Genomic DNA, 16125 nt, shown 5'->3' with positions numbered 1-16125 from the left:
TGCGGCCATGGACGATCGCGACGGCCGCGCGGCGGACGAGCTCGACTTCTGGTCGTTCGTCGACCTCGCGGGCGGCCGGCTGGCCGAGGAGTTCGGGTTCCCGCACCGGCTGGCGACCCGGCTGCTGCTGACCCTGAACCGGGCGTCGGCGATCGTGACCTACGACCTGGAGTCGACGGTGCACCGGCCGCGCGGGCATTCGTGGGCGGGGTTCCGGCTGCTGTTCGTGACGTGGCTGGCCGGGCCGCTGGAGCCGGGCCGGGCCGCGACGCTGGCCGGGATGAGCCGGGCGGCGGTGTCGAACCTCGCCAAGACGCTCGTCGCGGACGGGCTGCTGGAGCGGGCGCGCGGCGAGCGGGACGGCCGGTCGGTGATCCTCTCGCTGACCGAGCGGGGCCGCGCGGCGATGCTGGAGATCTTCGCGGCCCAGCACGCGCGCGAGAAGCGGTGGGCGGACGTCCTCACCGAGACCGAGCAGCAGATGCTGATCATGCTGTTGACCAAGCTGATCGAGGGACGCACGGCGTTCGACGTCCGCGAGCGCAGCTGACCGGGCGCGGTTACCCCTTCCCTGGAGCGGAGAAGAGCCGTAGTGTCGGCAGAAAATAGTTAATGCGTGTATCACCTTCGGGAGGCGAGGAGCATGGCGCACTATCGCCGGGTCGGCGACGTGCCGCCGAAACGCCACACCCGGCACCGGGACGGCGAGGGTCGGCTGTACTACGAGGAGCTGATGGGCGAGGAGGGCTTCTCCGCCGACTCGTCGCTGCTCTACCACCGCGAGATCCCGTCGGCGATCGTCGACGCGCGGCCGTGGGACGTCCCGGACGTCTCGACCACGCCGAACCATCCGCTGAAGCCCCGCCACCTGCGGCTGCACGAGCTGTTCCCCGAGGAGCGGTGGGCGGGGACCGACCCGGTCACCGGGCGGCGGCTCGTCCTCGGCAACGGCGACGTCCGCATCTCCTACGCCGTGTCGGCCGCCGACTCGCCGCTGTACCGCAACGCGACCGGCGACGAGGTCGTCTACGTCGAGTCCGGGACGGCGACCGTCGAGACGATCTTCGGGACGCTGCGGGCCGAGCAGGGCGACTACGTGGTCGTCCCGATGTCGGCGACGCACCGCTGGCTGCCGACCGGCGACCGGCCCCTGCGCACCTACGCGATCGAGGCGAACGGGCACATCGCGCCGCCCAAGCGGTACCTGTCGCGGTTCGGGCAGTTCCTCGAGCACGCCCCCTACTGCGAGCGCGACCTGCACGGGCCCCACGAGCCCCTCCAGGCGGACGGCACGGACGTCGAGGTGCTCGTGAAGCACCGCACGTCCGGGGGCGTCACGGGAACCCGCATGGTGTACGCGCGGCACCCGTTCGACGTCGTCGGCTGGGACGGCTGCCTGTACCCGTACACGTTCAACATCCGCGACTTCGAGCCGATCACCGGGCGCGTGCACCAGCCGCCGCCCGTGCACCAGGTGTTCGAGGGGCCGGGCTTCGTCGTGTGCAACTTCGTGCCGCGCAAGGTCGACTACCACCCGCTGTCGATCCCGGTGCCGTACTACCACTCGAACGTCGACTCCGACGAGGTCATGTTCTACTGCGGCGGCGACTACGAGGCCCGCAAGGGCTCCGGCATCGGGCAGGGCTCGGTGTCGGTGCACCCCGGCGGCCTCGCGCACGGCCCGCAGCCCGGCGCCTACGAGCGCAGCATCGGCGTCGAGTTCTTCGACGAGCTGGCCGTCATGGTCGACACGTTCCGCCCGCTCGGGCTCGGCGAGGGCGGCGCGGCCTGCGAGGACGACGGCTACGCGTGGACGTGGTCGGGCCGGGGACCGGACCGGTGACCGGCGTCCCCGCGTTCGCCGCCGGGCTGTGCGACGACGCGGCCGTCTTCCCGCCGGGACGCGCGCCGCTCGCCGCGGCCGTCCCGGCGCACCGCCGCCACCGCACCGCCCCGTACGCCGCGCTCGTCGGCCCGCTCGTCCTGCCCGCGACCGCCCTGGACGACCTCGCGCCGCTGCTCGCCGGGGACGCGGGCGGGGCGCTCGACGTCGCCCTCACCGCCCCCGCCGGGCCCGCGCAGGCCGCCGGGGCGCTCGCCGCCGCGGCCGACCTGCCCGTCGAGCTGCACGGCCTGGAGATCGCGGTCCCCGCAGGCTGGACGGCGTCCGAGCTGGTCCGCGCGGTGGACGGGCTCCGCACGGACGTCCCGGTCCACGTCGAGGTCCCGCGGGACGAGCGCCGTCCCGCGATCGTCGCGGCGCTCGCCGCGTCCGGGCACCGCGCGAAGTTCCGCACGGGCGGCGTCACCGCCGACCTCTACCCGGACCCGGACGAGCTGGCCGCCGCGGTCGCGGCCGCCGTCGCCGCGGGCGTCCCGTTCAAGGCGACCGCCGGGCTGCACCATCCGGTCCGCAACACCGACCCCGGCACGGGCTTCGACCAGCACGGATTCCTGAACCTGCTGCTCGCGACCGACGCGGCGCTCGACGGCCGCCCCGCCGCCGACCTCGCCGCGCTGCTCGCCGACCGGGACGCCGCGTCCGTCGCGGCCCGCGTCGCCGCGCTGCCGCCCGGCCGGACGGCCGCCGCCCGCGCGGCGTTCGTCTCCTTCGGCACGTGCAGCATCACCGACCCCCTGACCGAACTCGCGGATCTCGGGCTCCTCCCGGCCGCGCTCACCGAGGAGTACGCATGACGCGCATCGCGATCCCCGACGGCTCGCCGTTCGGGCTCGCCAACCTCCCGTACGGGGTGTTCTCCGCGCCCGGGACGACCCCCCGCGTCGGCGTCCGCGTCGCCGACTCCGTCGTCGACCTCGCCGCCGTCCTCCACGACGACGTGTTCGCGCATCCGACGCTGAACCCCTTCATGGCGCAGGGGCACGAACGGTGGGTGGAGGTGCGGGAGCGGATCCTGGACGCCGTCGACGGCGACCTCCCCTCCGGTGCCGTGCACCCGGTCGCCGACGTCGCCCTGCACATGCCGTTCGACGTCGGCGACTACGTCGACTTCTACGCGTCCGAGCACCACGCGTCGAACCTCGGCCGGCTGTTCCGGCCGGACTCCGAGCCGCTGATGCCGAACTGGAAGCACCTCCCCGTCGGCTACCACGGCCGCGCCGGGACGGTCGTGCCGTCCGGCACCCCGATCGTTCGGCCGTGCGGGCAGCGCAAGGCCCCGGACGACGACGCCCCGGGCTTCGGGCCGTCCCGCCGGCTCGACATCGAGGCCGAGGTCGGGTTCGTCGTCGGCACCGGCTCCGCGCTCGGCACGACCGTCCCGGTGGACGAGTTCTCCGAGCGGGTCTTCGGCGCCGTCCTCGTCAACGACTGGTCGGCCCGCGACATCCAGGCGTGGGAGTACGTCCCGCTCGGCCCGTTCCTCGGGAAGAGCTTCGCGACGTCGGTCTCGCCGTGGGTCGTCCCGCTCCTGGCGTTGGAGGCGGCCCGCGTCGCGACCCCGCCGCAGGACCCCGAACCCCTCCCCTACCTGCGGGAGAAGAGCCCGTGGGGGCTCGACCTCGAACTCGCCGTCGAGTGGAACGGGCAGGTCGTCTCCCGGCCGCCGTACCGGGAGATGTACTGGTCGCCCGCGCAGATGCTCGCCCACATGACGGTGAACGGCGCCGCGACCCGCACCGGCGACCTGTTCGCGTCCGGCACCGTCTCGGGCCCGGAGAAGGACCAGCGCGGCGCGTTCATCGAGCTGACGTGGGGCGGCCGGGAGCCGATGGAGGTCGCCGGGGAGCCCCGCACGTTCCTGATGGACGGCGACGAGATCGTCCTGTCGGCGACGGCCCCGGCGGCGGACGGCGGCCGCCTCGGCTTCGGCGAGGTCCGCAACCGCGTCCACCCCGCCCCCTGACCGTCCGCGCGGCGGCCGGGCGGCGGCCGGGTGAACCGTGCGCCCGGCCTCAGCGCGGGTCGTCCTCCAATCGCTCGATCGTCCTGCGGAGGCGGGCGGCGCGGCCCTCGGGCGTCCGGGCCTTCAGCAGCCCGAGGATCAGCAGGTACCGGTCGGTCCTGCCGAGCGCGTCGAAGGCCGCCTTCGCCCGCGCGCTGCCCTCCAGGGCGCTCGCGAGGTCGGGCGGGACGGTCGCGTTCCGCTGGGCCTCGTAGGCCGCGTCCCAGCGTCCGTCCGCCTTCGCCGCGTCGATCGCCGCGTACCCGGGCGGGCGCATGCGCCCCGCCTCGATGAGCGCCTCGGCCTTCGCGACGTTCACCTTCGACCAGGTGCTCCGCTTGCTCCGCGGCGAGTAACGCTGCAGGTAGTGGCGTTCGTCGAGCGACTGGCGGCGGCCGTCGATCCAGCCGTGGCACAACGCGCCGTCCAGGGCCTCCGACAGCGTGATCGAGGTCGCGCCGGAGTTCTTCTTCGCGATCTTCAGCCAGGCTCCGGTGGCCGTGCCGTGATGCTCGTCCAGCCAGGCGTCCCACTGGTCGGCGCGGTCGAATTCGAGTATCGGCTCGGTCATGGCTGGGCCTTTCGTCTCGCTGACGCCCCCATCTTTCCCCGGCGCGCGGCGGGCCGGGGTCAGCGGCCGTTGTCGATGGCCGCGAGGCCGGCTCGCGCGAACTTCTCGTCCAGGGCGCCGGAGGGCGCGCCCGCGACGCCGATTCCCGCGATCGGCGCGTTGTCGTGCGCGACCGGGACGCCGCCCGCGAGGAACAGCGTGTTCGGGATGTCGGCGAGCGTCGGGGCGTCCTTCAGCCGCTGGACGAGCGCGGACGTCGGGGCGTTCCACGCGGCCGCCGTCCACGCCTTCTTGATCGCGGACTCGTAGGACTGCGGGCCGGCGCCGTCCCCGCGCAGAGTGACCATCGTGTTGCCGTTGCGGTCGACGACCGCGACCGTCACCCGCTGGTCCTCCTTCTGCGCGGCCTTCAGCGCGGCCTGCGCGGCGGTCGACGCGGCGTCGATCGTCAGGTGGTTCGTGGTCGTCGTGGTCTTCCCCTTGAGGGTGGCCGCGGCGGCCTGCGGGGCGGCGGCCTGCGGCTGCGCGGACGCGGCCATCGTGCCGAACGCGCCGACACCGACGATCGCGAGGGCCGAGGCCGACGCGGCGATCTTGACGCGGGTGGAGAACTTCCGGGCCTGCTCGTTCTTCATGGGGGACGGCTCCTTGCTCGTGCGGTTCACTGATGGACGCGGTCCTCTCCGCGCCGTGCCTCCACCCTGCGTCCGCGCCACGCCCGTCTCCGTCGGCGTACCGGGTGCTTCCCGCGCCCCGGACGGACGACCCGGGGGTCGTCCGATCGGATGACCCCGGGGCCGCACGGACCACCGATAATCGAGGTGTCAGCCCAGCTCAGCAAGGGTTCGGACAGGCCGCCCCGGGAACGCTCCCCCGCGAGCCTCCGGCCGGAGAGGACCAGCGATGCCGAGCAGCCGCGCCGCCGCCGAACCCGGCGACGCGCCGTGGCTCGCGATCGTCATCCACCTCACGTTCTTCCTCCTGCTCGGCTCGGCGCTGACCCGGTACGTCCAGCGGCACATCGACAGCCCGGACGCGGCCGCCGTGCTCGCGCTCGCGGGCGTCCTCGCGCTCCTGTACGTCCTCGGCCCGGCCGTCGGGCGGCTCGCGGTGGTCCCCGAGCGCACCGCCGTCCGCTTCTCGCACGGCCCGGGGCGTCCACCGGCGCGGCACCTGCTGTGGCTGGGCGCGGTCGTCGCGGCCTGGGCGGTGCTCGTCGCGCTCGCGCCGTCCTTCTCCTGGTGCGCGGTGCCGCTGTTCTACACGGCGCTGCGCACCCTCCCGCCGCTCGCCGCGTACGTCCTGGTGACGGCCTTCACCGGGTACGTGATCCTCGCGCAGCTCCGGCTGGCGCACCGCTTCGACGTCGACCTGGTGGCCGGGCCGGCGGCGGTCGCGGCCCTGGCCACCGCGGTGTTCGCGTTCATGGACCGGCAGTCCGCCCGGCAGGCGGCACTGATCGGCGACCTCGTGCGGGCCCGCCGGGAGCTGGCCGCGACGGAGCGCCGCGAGGGCACCCTCGCCGAGCGGCAGCGGCTGTCGATGGAGATCCACGACACCCTCGCGCAGGGACTGTCCAGCCAGCGGATGCTGCTGCAGGCCGCCGACCGGGTGTGGGACGACGACCCCGCGCGCGCACGGACGCACGTCCGCACCGCCGCGTCGATCGCCGAACGGAACCTGGCCGAGGCCCGCCGGTTCGTCCACGACCTGGCGCCCGCCGACCTCGCGGCGGGCGGCGGCCTGCCGGAGGCGCTGCGCGGCCTCGCGGCGCGGGAGTCGACGGCCGCACGGACCGTGGAGTGCCATGTGGACGGCGAACCGGGTCCGCTGCCGGACCGCGTCCAGTCGGCGCTGCTGCGGATCGCGCAGGGCGCACTCGCGAACGTCCGGGAGCACTCCGGCGCGTCCCGGGCCGCGCTGACCCTCACCTATCTCGGGGACGAGATCCGCCTGGACGTCGCCGACGACGGCCGCGGCTTCGACCCGTCCCGGCCGGCCGGGGCGGGCACCGGGCCCGGCGGGGCCCGCGGGCACGGGCTCCCCGCGATCCGCGCCCGCGTCGAGCAGCTCGGCGGGACCCTCACCGTCGAGTCCGCGCCAGGCGACGGCACCGTCGTGTCCGCCGCCGTCCCGCTCCGCACCGAGGAGGCCGGCGCGCCATGACCGGCGACCGTCCCGTCCGGGTCGTGCTCTGCGACGACCACGCCGTCGTCCGCGCCGGGCTGCTCGCGCTGCTCGGCAGCGCGCCCGGCATCGAGGTCGTCGGCGAGGCCGGCGGCGGCGCGGAGGCGGTGGCGCTCGCCGCCCGGCACGCCCCCGACGTCGTCCTCATGGACCTGCAGCTCGGCGGCGGCATGGACGGCGTCGAGGCGACCCGGCGGATCACCGAGGAGTCGGGCGGCGCCGTCCACGTCCTGGTCCTGACGACCTACGACACCGACGCGGACGTCACCCGCGCCGTCGAGGCGGGCGCGACCGGCTACCTGCTGAAGGCCGAGCGTCCCGACGAGCTGTTCGCCGCGATCCACAGCGCCGCCGCCGGGCGCGCCGCGCTGTCGGCGCCCGTCGCGCACCGCGTCATGGCGCGGATGCGCAGCCCGCGCCCCGCCCTGACGCCCCGCGAGACCGACATCCTCGAGCAGCTCGCCCGCGGCCTGTCCAACCGCGACATCGCCAGGGCGCTCTTCCTCAGCGAGGCCACGGTCAAGACGCACCTGCGCCGCGTCTACGACAAGCTCGGCGTCGAAACGCGCGCCGGCGCCGTCGCCGTCGCCAAGGAGCAGCGCCTCCTGCCGTGACGGGACGGGCGGGCCGCCGGACGGTCAGGACGTCACGGCGCACTGCCCCCGGTCGGCCCGGCGCGGCCCCTCGGCCGTGGGGCGGACGTCGAAGTCGAAGATCGCGGTCGGCAGGTACAGGGAGCAGCAGGCGTTCGGGATGTCGACGACGCCGCTGAGCCGTCCCTCGATCGGTGCGGCGCCCAGCAGCAGATACGCCTGCTCGCCGGTGTAGCCGAACGTCTTCAGGTACTCGATCGCGTTGAGGCAGGCGTTCCGGTACGCGAGCGTCGCGTCGGTGAACGCGTTCGTGTCGGTGTCGTGGTCGACCGAGATACCGATGAACGAGATGAACTCGTCGTACCGGGGTTCGACGTTGCCGGGCATGAAGATCGGGTTGGTCGTCACCCCGTACTTCTCCATCCCGCCCTTGATCAGGTCGATGCCGAGGTCGACGAACCCGCCCATCTCGATGGCGCCGCAGAAGGTGATCTCGCCGTCGCCCTGGCTGAAGTGCAGGTCGCCGCCGGACAGCAGCGCGCCCGGGACGTGGACGGGGAAGAACACCCGGGAGCCCCGGCTGAAGTTCTTGATGTCCTGGTTGCCGCCGTTCTCCCGGGGCGGGACGGTCCGGGCGCCCTCCCGCCCGATCCGTTCGAGTTCGGCGCCGGTGAGGGTGCCCGCGAGGACGTCCCGCGGTTCGGGCGGCAGGGCGAGCGGCGGCACCCGGTCCGGGTCGGTGTCGATGAGCGCCTGCTCGCGCGCGTTCCAGCGGGCCAGCATGCCTTCGGACGGCGCGGTGCCGAACAGCCCGGGATGCGTGATGCCCGTGAACCGCACCCCCGGAAGGTGCCGTGACGTGGCCGTCTGCCCGTGGAAGTCCCAGATCGCCTTGTAGGCGTCGGGGAACCGGTCGGTGAGGAAGCCGCCGCCGTTGTGCCGGGCGAAGACGCCGGTGTACCCCCACCCCTGGCCCGCGACGTCCCCGGTCTCCTGCGGGACGGGCCCGATGTCGAGGACGTCCACGACGAGGAGGTCGCCCGGCTCGGCGCCCTCCACCGCGATCGGGCCGCTCAGCATGTGGTTGACGTTCAGGTTCAGGTCGCGGATGTCGTTCGCCGAGTCGTTGTTCCCGACCTGCCCGTCCATCCACTCCCGGCTCTCGACGCGGATCTCCGCCCCGGGACGCACGGTCGCCACGGGCGGGATATCGGGATGCCACCGGTTGTGTCCCGGAACATCCTGGTCGCGCATCGACCGCGTCTGGTCGACGCTGAACACGACTTCGGGCATGGCTTCCTCCGTAGGTCAGGGCCGGGGCAGCCGGGCCCGCCGCGGATCGGCGGGCGGCGCGGCCGGGCGGGGCCGGGCGTCCCGCCGGACGACCCGCGGCTCGCGGGCGCTCGCCTCCTGGGCGTCCAGCGCCCGCGCCAGCGGCCCCGGGGTGCGGCCGACGAGCGGCGGCGTGAACACGCGGGTCCCCGCGCGGCCGCAGCCGGGGCAGGGCTCCGCGGCCCCGGCCGTCCCGATCGGGCGGGCGACGTCGAACGTCCCGCATTCCGCGCACCGGTACCGGTAGATCGCCACGGACACCCCCAATGCCTCCGTGGGCCGACTATTCCGCCAGGAGGCGCCACTAAACGGACGGAGCCGCAGGTCAGGCGGGCGGGGCCGGGGCGGGCGGGTCAGGCGGCGTCGAAGAAGGCGGCGAACGGGTCGTCCAGGTCGGCGGCGGGCTCGTCCGGGCGCAGGAGGCAGGCGTCCAGCAGCGCGTGGATCCGGTCGGCGTCGAGCCCCGGCCCGGTCAGGACCAGGTGCTGGACGCGGTCGCCGTGTTCGGCCGTCCAGTCGAGCGCGGCGGCGACCCGGCGGGCGGGCGGGACCGCGTCCCACGCGGCCGCGGGAAGCGCGGCGAGCCACTCCCCGGCGTCCTCCAGGGTGACGACACCGGCGACGGCGTCCCAGGTCAGCATCCGGTCGGGCCGGTTCGTCAGCCAGAACCGCCCCCGGCTGCGCACCGACTCGGTGGCGAGGACGTCCATGGCGTCGAAGAACCGCGCCGGATGCAGGGGCGCGCTCCGGCGCCACACGACGGTGTCGGCGGTGGGGCTGTGCGCCGGGCAGGGCAGCCGGGCGGTGGCCGGGTCGACCCGGTCGGCGAGTTCGCGGACGCACAGCGCGGGGCCGGTGAGCGCGGGCAAGGGATCGTCCGGCATGGCGACCGGAGTGAGCGGCGCCAGGTGCCCGAGCACGTCCCGGCACACCTGCAGGTCGTCCTCGTCGGCACCGCCGGGGACGGCGAGGACGGTCGCGTACTCGATCTGGTGGGCCAGCACCTCGGCGAGGTGGCGCTCGTCGCCGGGGGCGACCGGGGCGCCCGTCTCCGCGAGCCGGTCGCCCCGGCAGATGTCGACGGGCATCAGCTCGGCGTCCACCGCGGTCAGGACGGCCGTGAGCCGGAGCCGGTCGCGCAGCTCCGGGTCGCCGACGGCCTCGGCGACCGTCCTGGGCTCCACGCAGTCCCACAGGTCGACCACCAGCGGCCGGGCGTGCGCGGCCCGGCGCAGCAGCTCGGGGATCAGGTCCTCGCGGACGGTGCAGGTCACGCACCCGTGATCGAGCCTGATCATCGCGCGGTCGAGCACCGCGCGGGCGTCCCGGACCGTCCGCGTGACGAGCCCGCCGGGCATCGCCCGCAGGTCGTGGTGGACGGCGACGGCGCCGGGGTGCTCGCGCAGCAGCCGGTCGACGACGGCGGTCCGCGCGGCGGCGTGCACCCCGGCGACCAGCACGACGGGAACGGACATGGCGACCTCCATGTGAAAATGATTATCGCTATCATGCCATGGTCGAGAGGAGAACCGATGGCACGCAACGACCTGCGACCGGTGATCAAGCTGCGCTCCACCGCCGGAACCGGGCACACGTACGTCACCCGGAAGAACCGCAGGAACGATCCCGACCGCCTGACCTTGCGCAAGTACGACCCGATCGTCCGCAGGCACGTCCTCTACAGAGAAGAACGCTGAGCCCGCTCTCCGCATGCCGCCCGCCCCCCTCGGGCGGCATGCGGCCCCCGCCGCCGGGTCGCGGAACCGGCTCCCCCCGGCCTCCACGACGTGGTACGTCCCGTGGCCCGTCCGGCGGTAGGCCCCCGCGTCCTGCGGTTCGCCCGGCTCCAGGCCCGCGGCGGCGAGGGCCCCTCCCAGGCGGGGCGGACGTCGTGGCCGCGCCGATGGAGCACCGCGAGCGCCCACAGGCGGCCCCGCCGCGAACCGCAACGGCCGAGGCCAAAGTATTCCTTGACACGAATATTCGTCGCGGAGAATACTTCTCTTCATGGACGCACCCCTTCTCGCCGCGCTGGCCGATCCGGCGCGCTTGCGGCTCGTCCGGCTGCTGGCCGAGCGGCCCCGGCCGGTCGGCGTGCTGGCCCGGCTCGCCGACGCGCGCCAACCGCAGACGACCAAGCATCTGCAGGTCCTCGAACGCGCGGGCGTGGTGACGTCCCAGCGCTCCGGCCAGCGCCGGATCTACGCGCTCCGGTCCGGCCCGCTGCGAGACCTGGCGGCCGAGTTCGCCCGGCTCGCCGACATCGCGGACCGGGCCGGCGGCTCCCGCGAGACCTTCGACCGCTACGGGGCCAACCTCGACGCCGAGCGGCGCGCCGCCGAGGCGCCGGGATGGGCGGACGGCCGCTCGTTCGGGTTCGTCCGGTCACCGGCGGCTCCCGCCGAGCTGGTCTGGCGGTACCTGACCGAGGAGTCGCTGCTGGCCCGCTGGTGGACGCCCGACGATCTGCGGGTCTCCGAACTCGTCTTCGAGGCGCGGCCGGGCGGACGGATCGTCCAGGAGTACCGCGACGTCGAGGACACCGACGGCTCGGGCCCCGTCGCCGGGCGCGCGGAAGGGACCGTCGAGGACGTGCGCCCCGCCGAGCGCCTGGCCTACCGGCTGTCCCCGCTGCTTCCCGACGGCGGCCGCGCCTTCACCGCCCACATCACCTTCGACCTGCGGCCCGGCGACGCCGGGACGCGGCTGGACGTCCACTGGCGGCTCACCGGCAGCACCGTCGAGTCCGCCGACTTCGTCGCCGGCATCGAGATCGGTTTCGGCCAGAGCCTCGACCGGCTCACGGCCCTCCTGGCGACCGGCGCGTGAGCCGGCGCCCCCGCCCGGCACGACTTTCCGAGTACGACACCCGACACGAGGAGCTTCCCGTGGGACGACTGATCATCAACGTCGCCATGACCGTCAACGGCGCCTTCGAGGCCCCGGCGGCCGAGGCGCAGGGCGGCTGGCTCGTCACCGACCCCGGCAGCATGCGGGCCGGGCTGGAGATGTGGCAGGCGGCCGACGCCATGGTGCTCGGCCGCAAGACCTACCAGGGGCTGGCCGCCGCCTGGCCGCGGCTCGCCGACGTCCCCGGATTCGAGGCGTACGCGGCCCGGATGAACGGCATGCCCAAGTACGTCGCGTCCCGCTCGCTGACCGGACCGCTGGAGTGGAACGCCACCCTGCTCGACGGCGACCTCGCCGAGAGCGTGAGCCGCCTCAAGGACGGGCACGACGGCAACCTGATCGTCCCCTGCGCCGGCGAACTGGCCCGCGAGCTCATCGCCCGCGACCTCGTCGACGAGTTCTGGTTCAACCTCAGCCCCTACCTGTGGGCGGCCGGGCCCCGGATCTTCGACGAGATCGGCCCCGTCCGGCTGGAACTCTCCAACACCCAGACCTTCCCCTCGGGCGTGGTCCGCCTCTGCTACCGCCCCGCCCCGGCCACCGCATGACCGCAACGCCCCGGCCGCCGCCTCGGTGACCGGGGCCGCGCGTCACTCCTCCGCACCGATCGGAGGGCGCCCGCCCGGCGTGGCCATGGCCGCCATCGCGGCGCGCACCACGGCACGCGGACGGCCTTGCCGCCGGGCGACGTAACCGCGGAAGCTCGTCGCGGCGGTGCCGATGGTGCCGTCGTCGTAGTCGTCGGCCAGTTCTTCGCCACGGCCGAACAGACGCAGCGCATGCGCGTCTTGGCGAACGGCAGCGTGCAACCATCCGGCGAAGACGGTCCACTCGGCCGCTATCCGTCCGAGTGGATCACGCAGCGGCCCAGTCGCGTCACGCAATATGCCCATAACGGCCGCCAGCTGGGAAGCGACCGGCCCGAGCAGCGCCGTGGGCCCGATCGCGTCCTCCGCACGCCGCTGGGCCGCGAGCAGCGCCGCCAGCGCGTCGAGCGCCCCGGTGTCAAGCCGGGCCGGACGCTGCGAGATCAAGGTGAGGCGTTCTTCCTCCTCGGGCGCCGGAGACCAGCGGAAAGGAATGGACGACCTGCACGCCGCGAGTTCGCCGTGGGCCTCGAGCACGTCATCGAGCCGTTCAGCCAGTTCGGCCGAGGGGTTCTTGAGACCATTCGCGATCTTCGACAAATGACCGTTGTCGTCGCGCCACGGCTTTCCCGAGGTACGCGCGGACGAAGCTGCCGCGCACCCGTCCCGTCCGGTCCCGGCCCGCGCCGCCGGTGCGGCGGCCCCGGCGGCTGCGCCGGGGATGGTTGCGGGGCCTGTTCGGCGGTCTCGCCGCCACTTGAGCATCCGGGACGGACCGCACGGCGACCGGTCGTGCGGGCACCGTGAGAGGAGTCGGCACGGTGGGCGAGCACGGCAAGGGGCGACGGGGTGACGCCACCGGACGGTGCAGGCGCGGCCGGGCGAAGCCATCGTCACACCGTTCCGCGCCGGATGCGGCGGGCCTCCGGTTGGACGTGCCCGGGTCACTTCCAGGTGCGGGTGAGGAAGTCGTCGATGAGCGGGGCGATCCGCGGGAGGTGGTCTTCGAGGGCGAAGTGGCCCGTGTCGAAGAGGTGCAGTTCCGCGTCGGGGAGGTCGCGCAGGTAGGCGCGGGCGCCCGGGGCGGGGAAGAACGGGTCGCGGGCGCCCCAGGTGATGAGGGTGGGCGGGGTGTGGGCGCGCAGCCACGCCTGCCAGGCGTCGTAGCGTTCGAGGTTGGTGCGGTAGTCGAACGCGAGCGACACCTGGGCCTCCTTTCGTCCGGGGAGGTCGAGGTAGTGCTGGTCGAGGGTCCAGCCGTCGGGGGCGACGAGGGCGGGGTCGGCGACGCCGGTCTCGTACTGGCCGCGGGTTCCGGGGAGCGTGAGGAGGTCGCGGACGGTCGCCTCGGCGCCGGGGGTGTCCGGGCGCAGGGCGATGAAGTCGCGGGCGGCGTCCGACAGGCCTTCGGTGTAGGCGTTGCCGTTCTGGACGATCAGGCCCGCGATGCGCTCGGGGCGCCGTTCGGCGAGCCGGAAGCCGATCGGGGCGCCGAAGTCGAAGACGTACATGACGAACCGGGACAGGCCGAGCCGGTCGACGAAGCCTTCGGTGACGTCGGCGAGCCGGTCGAACGTGTACGTGAAGCCGTCGGGCGCCTCGGTGCGGCCGAACCCCGGGTAGTCGGGGGCGATGAGGCGGTGGCGGTCGCCGAGGGCGTCGATGAGGCGCCGGAACTGGTGCGACGCGGACGGGAACCCGTGCAGGAGGAGCAGGACGGGCGCGCCGGGGTCCTCGGGGAGCGACTCGCGGTAGAAGACGCGGACTCCGTCGACGTCGAGGTGGCGGTGGGCGATGCGAGCGACCATCTGCTAATGCCTTTCTCGGGCGATGACGCGTTAGTTGTAGCGGGCGAGCGACTAATGAGTCAACCCGTCCATGTACCGTTAGGACATGACCGATGTCGTGCCGCTGGTCGGGGAGCCGCTGGCCCTGGACCTCGTGAACACCCGGACGGCCGCCGGCGACCTGCTCGCGACGCCCGAGCAGTTGCGCGCCTGGGCGCGGCTCCAGGCCGGGCGCCTCCCGGACGTCGCCCCGGACGACCTCGACGCCGTGCGGGACGTGCGCGCGCACACGGCGGCCGCACTGAAGCGCGTCCGGCACGGGGAGCGTCCGGACGAGCGGGACCTGGCGGCGCTCAACGACGCGCAGCGTGCCGCTCCCGCGATCAGCGAGGTGACGTGGGACGGGACGGGGGTGCGGGTCGAGCGCCGGCGGGCGGCGCCGGGGCTGGCGGCGTGGCTCGCGGAGGCGGCCGCGGAGCTGCTGGCCGACCCGGCGGTCACGAAGGTGCGGCAGTGCGAGGCCGACGACTGCGTGCTGCTGTTCCTGCCCGCGCATCCGCGCCGCCGCTGGTGCTCGGCGGCCCGCTGCGGCAACCGCGTCCGCGTGGCCCGCCACTACCGGAAGACCCACGGTATCGATCAAGCACGCATTGATTAAGCACTAAGACATCTCGTAAGGTGGGGGCGCCGCTTGAGGGTGGTGGTCTGGTCGGCGTTCGCCCGCCGCGCCCCGCGGGGCGGGGCGGGCGCGCTCGTCGATGGCGTCTTCGGGCTAAGGGGGTTCTCATGGACGACGCGATCTTCGTCGCCGGGACGTGGCGGCGCGGCCGCGGCGCCCCCGTCGAGACGCGCGACCCCGCCACCGGGCGGGTGATCGGACGGTTCCACGGCGCGTCCGTCGAGGACGTCGACGAGGCCGTGCGGGCGGGGCGGCGGGCGGTCGACGAGAGCGGGTGGCGGGACGCGCTGCCGCACGAGCGGGCCCGGGTGCTGCACGCGATCGGCGAGCGGATCGCGGCGGCGGCCGACGAGATCTCGGCCGTGCAGACGGCCGACACGGGCAAGACGCGGGCGGAGACGCGGGCGCTCGCGCTGAGCGCGGCCGGGACGTTCCGGTACACGGCCGCGGCGCTCGAGACCATGGAGGAGGCCGTCACCCCGTCGCGCGGCCCGTACCTGACGATGACCGCGCACGAGCCCTACGGGGTCGTCGGGGCGATCACGCCGTGGAACTCCCCGATCGCGAGCGACGCGCAGAAGGCGGCGCCCGCGCTGGCCGCCGGGAACGCGGTGGTGCTGAAGCCGCCGCTGTGGGCGCCGTGCGTGTCGCTGCTGCTGGCGCGGCTGTGCGCGGAGGCGGGGCTTCCGAAGGGGCTGCTGTCGGTGCTGCCGGGCCCCGGGACGCCGGTCGGCGACGCGGTCGTCCGGCACCCGCTCGTCGGGAAGGTGTCGTTCACGGGCGGGACCGGGACGGGACGGGCGATCGGCCGCGCGGCCGCGGAGAAGATCATGCCCGTGACGCTCGAACTCGGCGGGAAGTCGCCGACGATCGTGTTCCCGGACGCCGACGCCGAGCAGGCGCTCGCGGGCGTGCTGTTCGGGATCTTCTCGTCGAGCGGGCAGAGCTGCATCGCGGGCTCGCGCGTGTTCGTCCACGAGTCGGTGTTCGACGGGTTCGTCCGGCGGCTCGTCGAGCGGGCGGAGGCGCTGCGGGTCGGGCCGGGCACCGATCCCCGGACGCAGGTCGCGCCGCTCGTCACGCACGAGCATCGCGACCGGGTGGCGGCGATGGTCGACGCGGCCGTGCGGGACGGCGCGACGGTGCTGTGCGGCGGGGCGGTCCCGGACGATCCCGGGCTGAAGGACGGCGCCTACTACCTCCCGACCGTGCTCGGCGGCGTCGCGAACGACGCGGCGATCTGCCGGGAGGAGGTCTTCGGGCCCGTCGCGGTCGTCCTGCCGTTCGCGGGCGAGGACGACCTGGTGCGGCAGGCCAACGACACCGACTACGGGCTCGCGTGCGGGATCTGGACGGCCGACTACCGGCGGGCCTGGCGGGTCGCGCGGAGGATCGACGCGGGGACGGTGTGGGTGAACACCTACAAGCAGTTCAGCATCTCGACGCCGTTCAGCGGCCACAAGGCGAGCGGGCTCGGCACGGAGAAGGGCCGCGAGGGGATCAAGTCGTACATGCGGCAGAAGTCGGTGTACTGGGGGATGGACGAGGCGCCGCTCCCCTGGGCCGCCGGGTGA

Annotated in this window: 18 protein-coding genes; 11 read left to right on the top strand and 7 right to left on the bottom strand. The window is 74.4% G+C overall.

What is annotated here, in order from left to right:
* Positions 1-7 precede the first annotated feature (7 nt).
* The 4 genes from ACFQ11_RS09655 to fahA all read left to right on the top strand — a co-directional run bounded on the left by ACFQ11_RS09655 (position 8) and on the right by fahA (position 3866).
* Positions 8-550, top strand: coding sequence for a MarR family winged helix-turn-helix transcriptional regulator (locus ACFQ11_RS09655; protein WP_378297654.1), 543 nt, complete (start codon positions 8-10; stop codon positions 548-550).
* A gap of 93 nt (positions 551-643) precedes the next feature.
* Positions 644-1843, top strand: coding sequence for a homogentisate 1,2-dioxygenase (locus ACFQ11_RS09650; protein WP_378297653.1), 1200 nt, complete (start codon positions 644-646; stop codon positions 1841-1843).
* Entirely contained in the window at positions 1840-2697 is an 858-nt protein-coding gene (locus ACFQ11_RS09645; protein WP_378297652.1) for a hypothetical protein, read from the top strand. Before ACFQ11_RS09650 ends, ACFQ11_RS09645 begins: the two co-directional genes overlap by 4 nt.
* Complete coding sequence (fahA, locus tag ACFQ11_RS09640; RefSeq protein ID WP_378297651.1) at positions 2694-3866, top strand: fumarylacetoacetase; 1173 nt, start codon at positions 2694-2696, stop codon at positions 3864-3866. The genes ACFQ11_RS09645 and fahA overlap by 4 nt, the downstream gene beginning before the upstream one ends.
* Positions 3867-3915: 49 nt before the next feature.
* Here the strand turns inward: fahA and ACFQ11_RS09635 are convergent, their stop codons facing one another.
* Both ACFQ11_RS09635 and ACFQ11_RS09630 read right to left on the bottom strand, forming a co-directional pair.
* Entirely contained in the window at positions 3916-4476 is a 561-nt protein-coding gene (locus ACFQ11_RS09635) for a YdeI/OmpD-associated family protein (protein WP_378297650.1), read from the bottom strand.
* Positions 4477-4535: 59 nt separating this feature from the next.
* Positions 4536-5111, bottom strand: coding sequence for a GlcG/HbpS family heme-binding protein (locus ACFQ11_RS09630; RefSeq protein WP_378297649.1), 576 nt, complete (start codon positions 5109-5111; stop codon positions 4536-4538).
* Positions 5112-5379: 268 nt separating this feature from the next.
* Between ACFQ11_RS09630 and ACFQ11_RS09625 the strand changes: the two genes are divergently transcribed.
* Complete coding sequence (locus tag ACFQ11_RS09625; protein ID WP_378297648.1) at positions 5380-6642, top strand: sensor histidine kinase; 1263 nt, start codon at positions 5380-5382, stop codon at positions 6640-6642.
* Positions 6639-7277 carry a response regulator gene (locus ACFQ11_RS09620; RefSeq protein ID WP_378297647.1) on the top strand — a complete coding sequence of 213 codons (639 nt, stop codon included), beginning with the start codon at positions 6639-6641 and terminating at the stop codon, positions 7275-7277. The genes ACFQ11_RS09625 and ACFQ11_RS09620 overlap by 4 nt, the downstream gene beginning before the upstream one ends.
* Before the next feature lie 24 nt (positions 7278-7301).
* Here the strand turns inward: ACFQ11_RS09620 and fmdA are convergent, their stop codons facing one another.
* The 3 genes from fmdA to ACFQ11_RS09605 all read right to left on the bottom strand — a co-directional run bounded on the left by fmdA (position 7302) and on the right by ACFQ11_RS09605 (position 10063).
* Positions 7302-8549 carry a formamidase gene (fmdA, locus tag ACFQ11_RS09615; RefSeq protein WP_378297646.1) on the bottom strand — a complete coding sequence of 416 codons (1248 nt, stop codon included), beginning with the start codon at positions 8547-8549 and terminating at the stop codon, positions 7302-7304.
* Between the two features lie 15 nt (positions 8550-8564).
* On the bottom strand, positions 8565-8849 hold the full coding sequence (locus ACFQ11_RS09610; RefSeq protein WP_378297645.1) for an FmdB family zinc ribbon protein: 285 nt from the start codon (positions 8847-8849) through the stop codon (positions 8565-8567).
* 92 nt (positions 8850-8941) lie between these two features.
* On the bottom strand, positions 8942-10063 hold the full coding sequence (locus ACFQ11_RS09605; protein WP_378297644.1) for a CobW family GTP-binding protein: 1122 nt from the start codon (positions 10061-10063) through the stop codon (positions 8942-8944).
* Between the two features lie 57 nt (positions 10064-10120).
* Between ACFQ11_RS09605 and rpmG the strand changes: the two genes are divergently transcribed.
* The 3 genes from rpmG (at position 10121) to ACFQ11_RS09590 (ending at position 12046) form a co-directional block, all read left to right on the top strand.
* The gene (gene rpmG, locus ACFQ11_RS09600; RefSeq protein WP_378297643.1) at positions 10121-10285 is read left to right on the top strand and encodes a 50S ribosomal protein L33; all 165 of its coding nucleotides are present in this window, start codon (positions 10121-10123) and stop codon (positions 10283-10285) included.
* 310 nt (positions 10286-10595) lie between these two features.
* Positions 10596-11417: a metalloregulator ArsR/SmtB family transcription factor gene (locus ACFQ11_RS09595; RefSeq protein ID WP_378297642.1), complete on the top strand. Its 822-nt coding sequence runs from the start codon at positions 10596-10598 to the stop codon at positions 11415-11417.
* Between the two features lie 59 nt (positions 11418-11476).
* A complete protein-coding gene (locus tag ACFQ11_RS09590) occupies positions 11477-12046 on the top strand; it encodes a dihydrofolate reductase family protein (RefSeq protein ID WP_378297641.1) in 570 nt (189 codons plus the stop codon).
* Positions 12047-12088: 42 nt separating this feature from the next.
* Here the strand turns inward: ACFQ11_RS09590 and ACFQ11_RS09585 are convergent, their stop codons facing one another.
* A complete protein-coding gene (locus ACFQ11_RS09585) occupies positions 12089-12685 on the bottom strand; it encodes a hypothetical protein (RefSeq protein ID WP_378297640.1) in 597 nt (198 codons plus the stop codon).
* Positions 12686-13029: 344 nt separating this feature from the next.
* Positions 13030-13893: an alpha/beta fold hydrolase gene (locus ACFQ11_RS09580; protein ID WP_378297639.1), complete on the bottom strand. Its 864-nt coding sequence runs from the start codon at positions 13891-13893 to the stop codon at positions 13030-13032.
* A gap of 85 nt (positions 13894-13978) precedes the next feature.
* Between ACFQ11_RS09580 and ACFQ11_RS09575 the strand changes: the two genes are divergently transcribed.
* Together ACFQ11_RS09575 and ACFQ11_RS09570 are read left to right on the top strand one after the other, a co-directional pair.
* Positions 13979-14530 (top strand): CGNR zinc finger domain-containing protein, encoded by a 552-nt coding sequence (locus tag ACFQ11_RS09575; protein ID WP_378297638.1) that lies wholly within the window; start codon positions 13979-13981, stop codon positions 14528-14530.
* A 128-nt stretch (positions 14531-14658) separates the two neighbouring features.
* On the top strand, positions 14659-16125 hold the full coding sequence (locus tag ACFQ11_RS09570) for an aldehyde dehydrogenase (protein WP_378297637.1): 1467 nt from the start codon (positions 14659-14661) through the stop codon (positions 16123-16125).

This window comes from Actinomadura sediminis, from assembly GCF_042675525.1.
Taxonomy (GTDB): domain Bacteria; phylum Actinomycetota; class Actinomycetes; order Streptosporangiales; family Streptosporangiaceae; genus Spirillospora; species Spirillospora sediminis.
Note: the sequence above shows the minus strand (reverse complement) of the source record. Positions and strands in the feature narration are given on the sequence as shown.

Coding starts and splice junctions, on each gene's coding strand:
- ACFQ11_RS09620 (WP_378297647.1), top strand. CDS start 6,639: ATGACCGGCGACCGTCCCGTCCGGGTCGTGCTCTGCGACGACCACGCC.
- fmdA (WP_378297646.1), bottom strand. CDS start 8,549: ATGCCCGAAGTCGTGTTCAGCGTCGACCAGACGCGGTCGATGCGCGAC.
- ACFQ11_RS09605 (WP_378297644.1), bottom strand. CDS start 10,063: ATGTCCGTTCCCGTCGTGCTGGTCGCCGGGGTGCACGCCGCCGCGCGG.
- ACFQ11_RS09655 (WP_378297654.1), top strand. CDS start 8: ATGGACGATCGCGACGGCCGCGCGGCGGACGAGCTCGACTTCTGGTCG.
- ACFQ11_RS09650 (WP_378297653.1), top strand. CDS start 644: ATGGCGCACTATCGCCGGGTCGGCGACGTGCCGCCGAAACGCCACACC.
- ACFQ11_RS09625 (WP_378297648.1), top strand. CDS start 5,380: ATGCCGAGCAGCCGCGCCGCCGCCGAACCCGGCGACGCGCCGTGGCTC.
- ACFQ11_RS09595 (WP_378297642.1), top strand. CDS start 10,596: ATGGACGCACCCCTTCTCGCCGCGCTGGCCGATCCGGCGCGCTTGCGG.
- ACFQ11_RS09580 (WP_378297639.1), bottom strand. CDS start 13,893: ATGGTCGCTCGCATCGCCCACCGCCACCTCGACGTCGACGGAGTCCGC.
- rpmG (WP_378297643.1), top strand. CDS start 10,121: ATGGCACGCAACGACCTGCGACCGGTGATCAAGCTGCGCTCCACCGCC.
- ACFQ11_RS09570 (WP_378297637.1), top strand. CDS start 14,659: ATGGACGACGCGATCTTCGTCGCCGGGACGTGGCGGCGCGGCCGCGGC.
- ACFQ11_RS09635 (WP_378297650.1), bottom strand. CDS start 4,476: ATGACCGAGCCGATACTCGAATTCGACCGCGCCGACCAGTGGGACGCC.
- fahA (WP_378297651.1), top strand. CDS start 2,694: ATGACGCGCATCGCGATCCCCGACGGCTCGCCGTTCGGGCTCGCCAAC.
- ACFQ11_RS09575 (WP_378297638.1), top strand. CDS start 13,979: ATGACCGATGTCGTGCCGCTGGTCGGGGAGCCGCTGGCCCTGGACCTC.
- ACFQ11_RS09630 (WP_378297649.1), bottom strand. CDS start 5,111: ATGAAGAACGAGCAGGCCCGGAAGTTCTCCACCCGCGTCAAGATCGCC.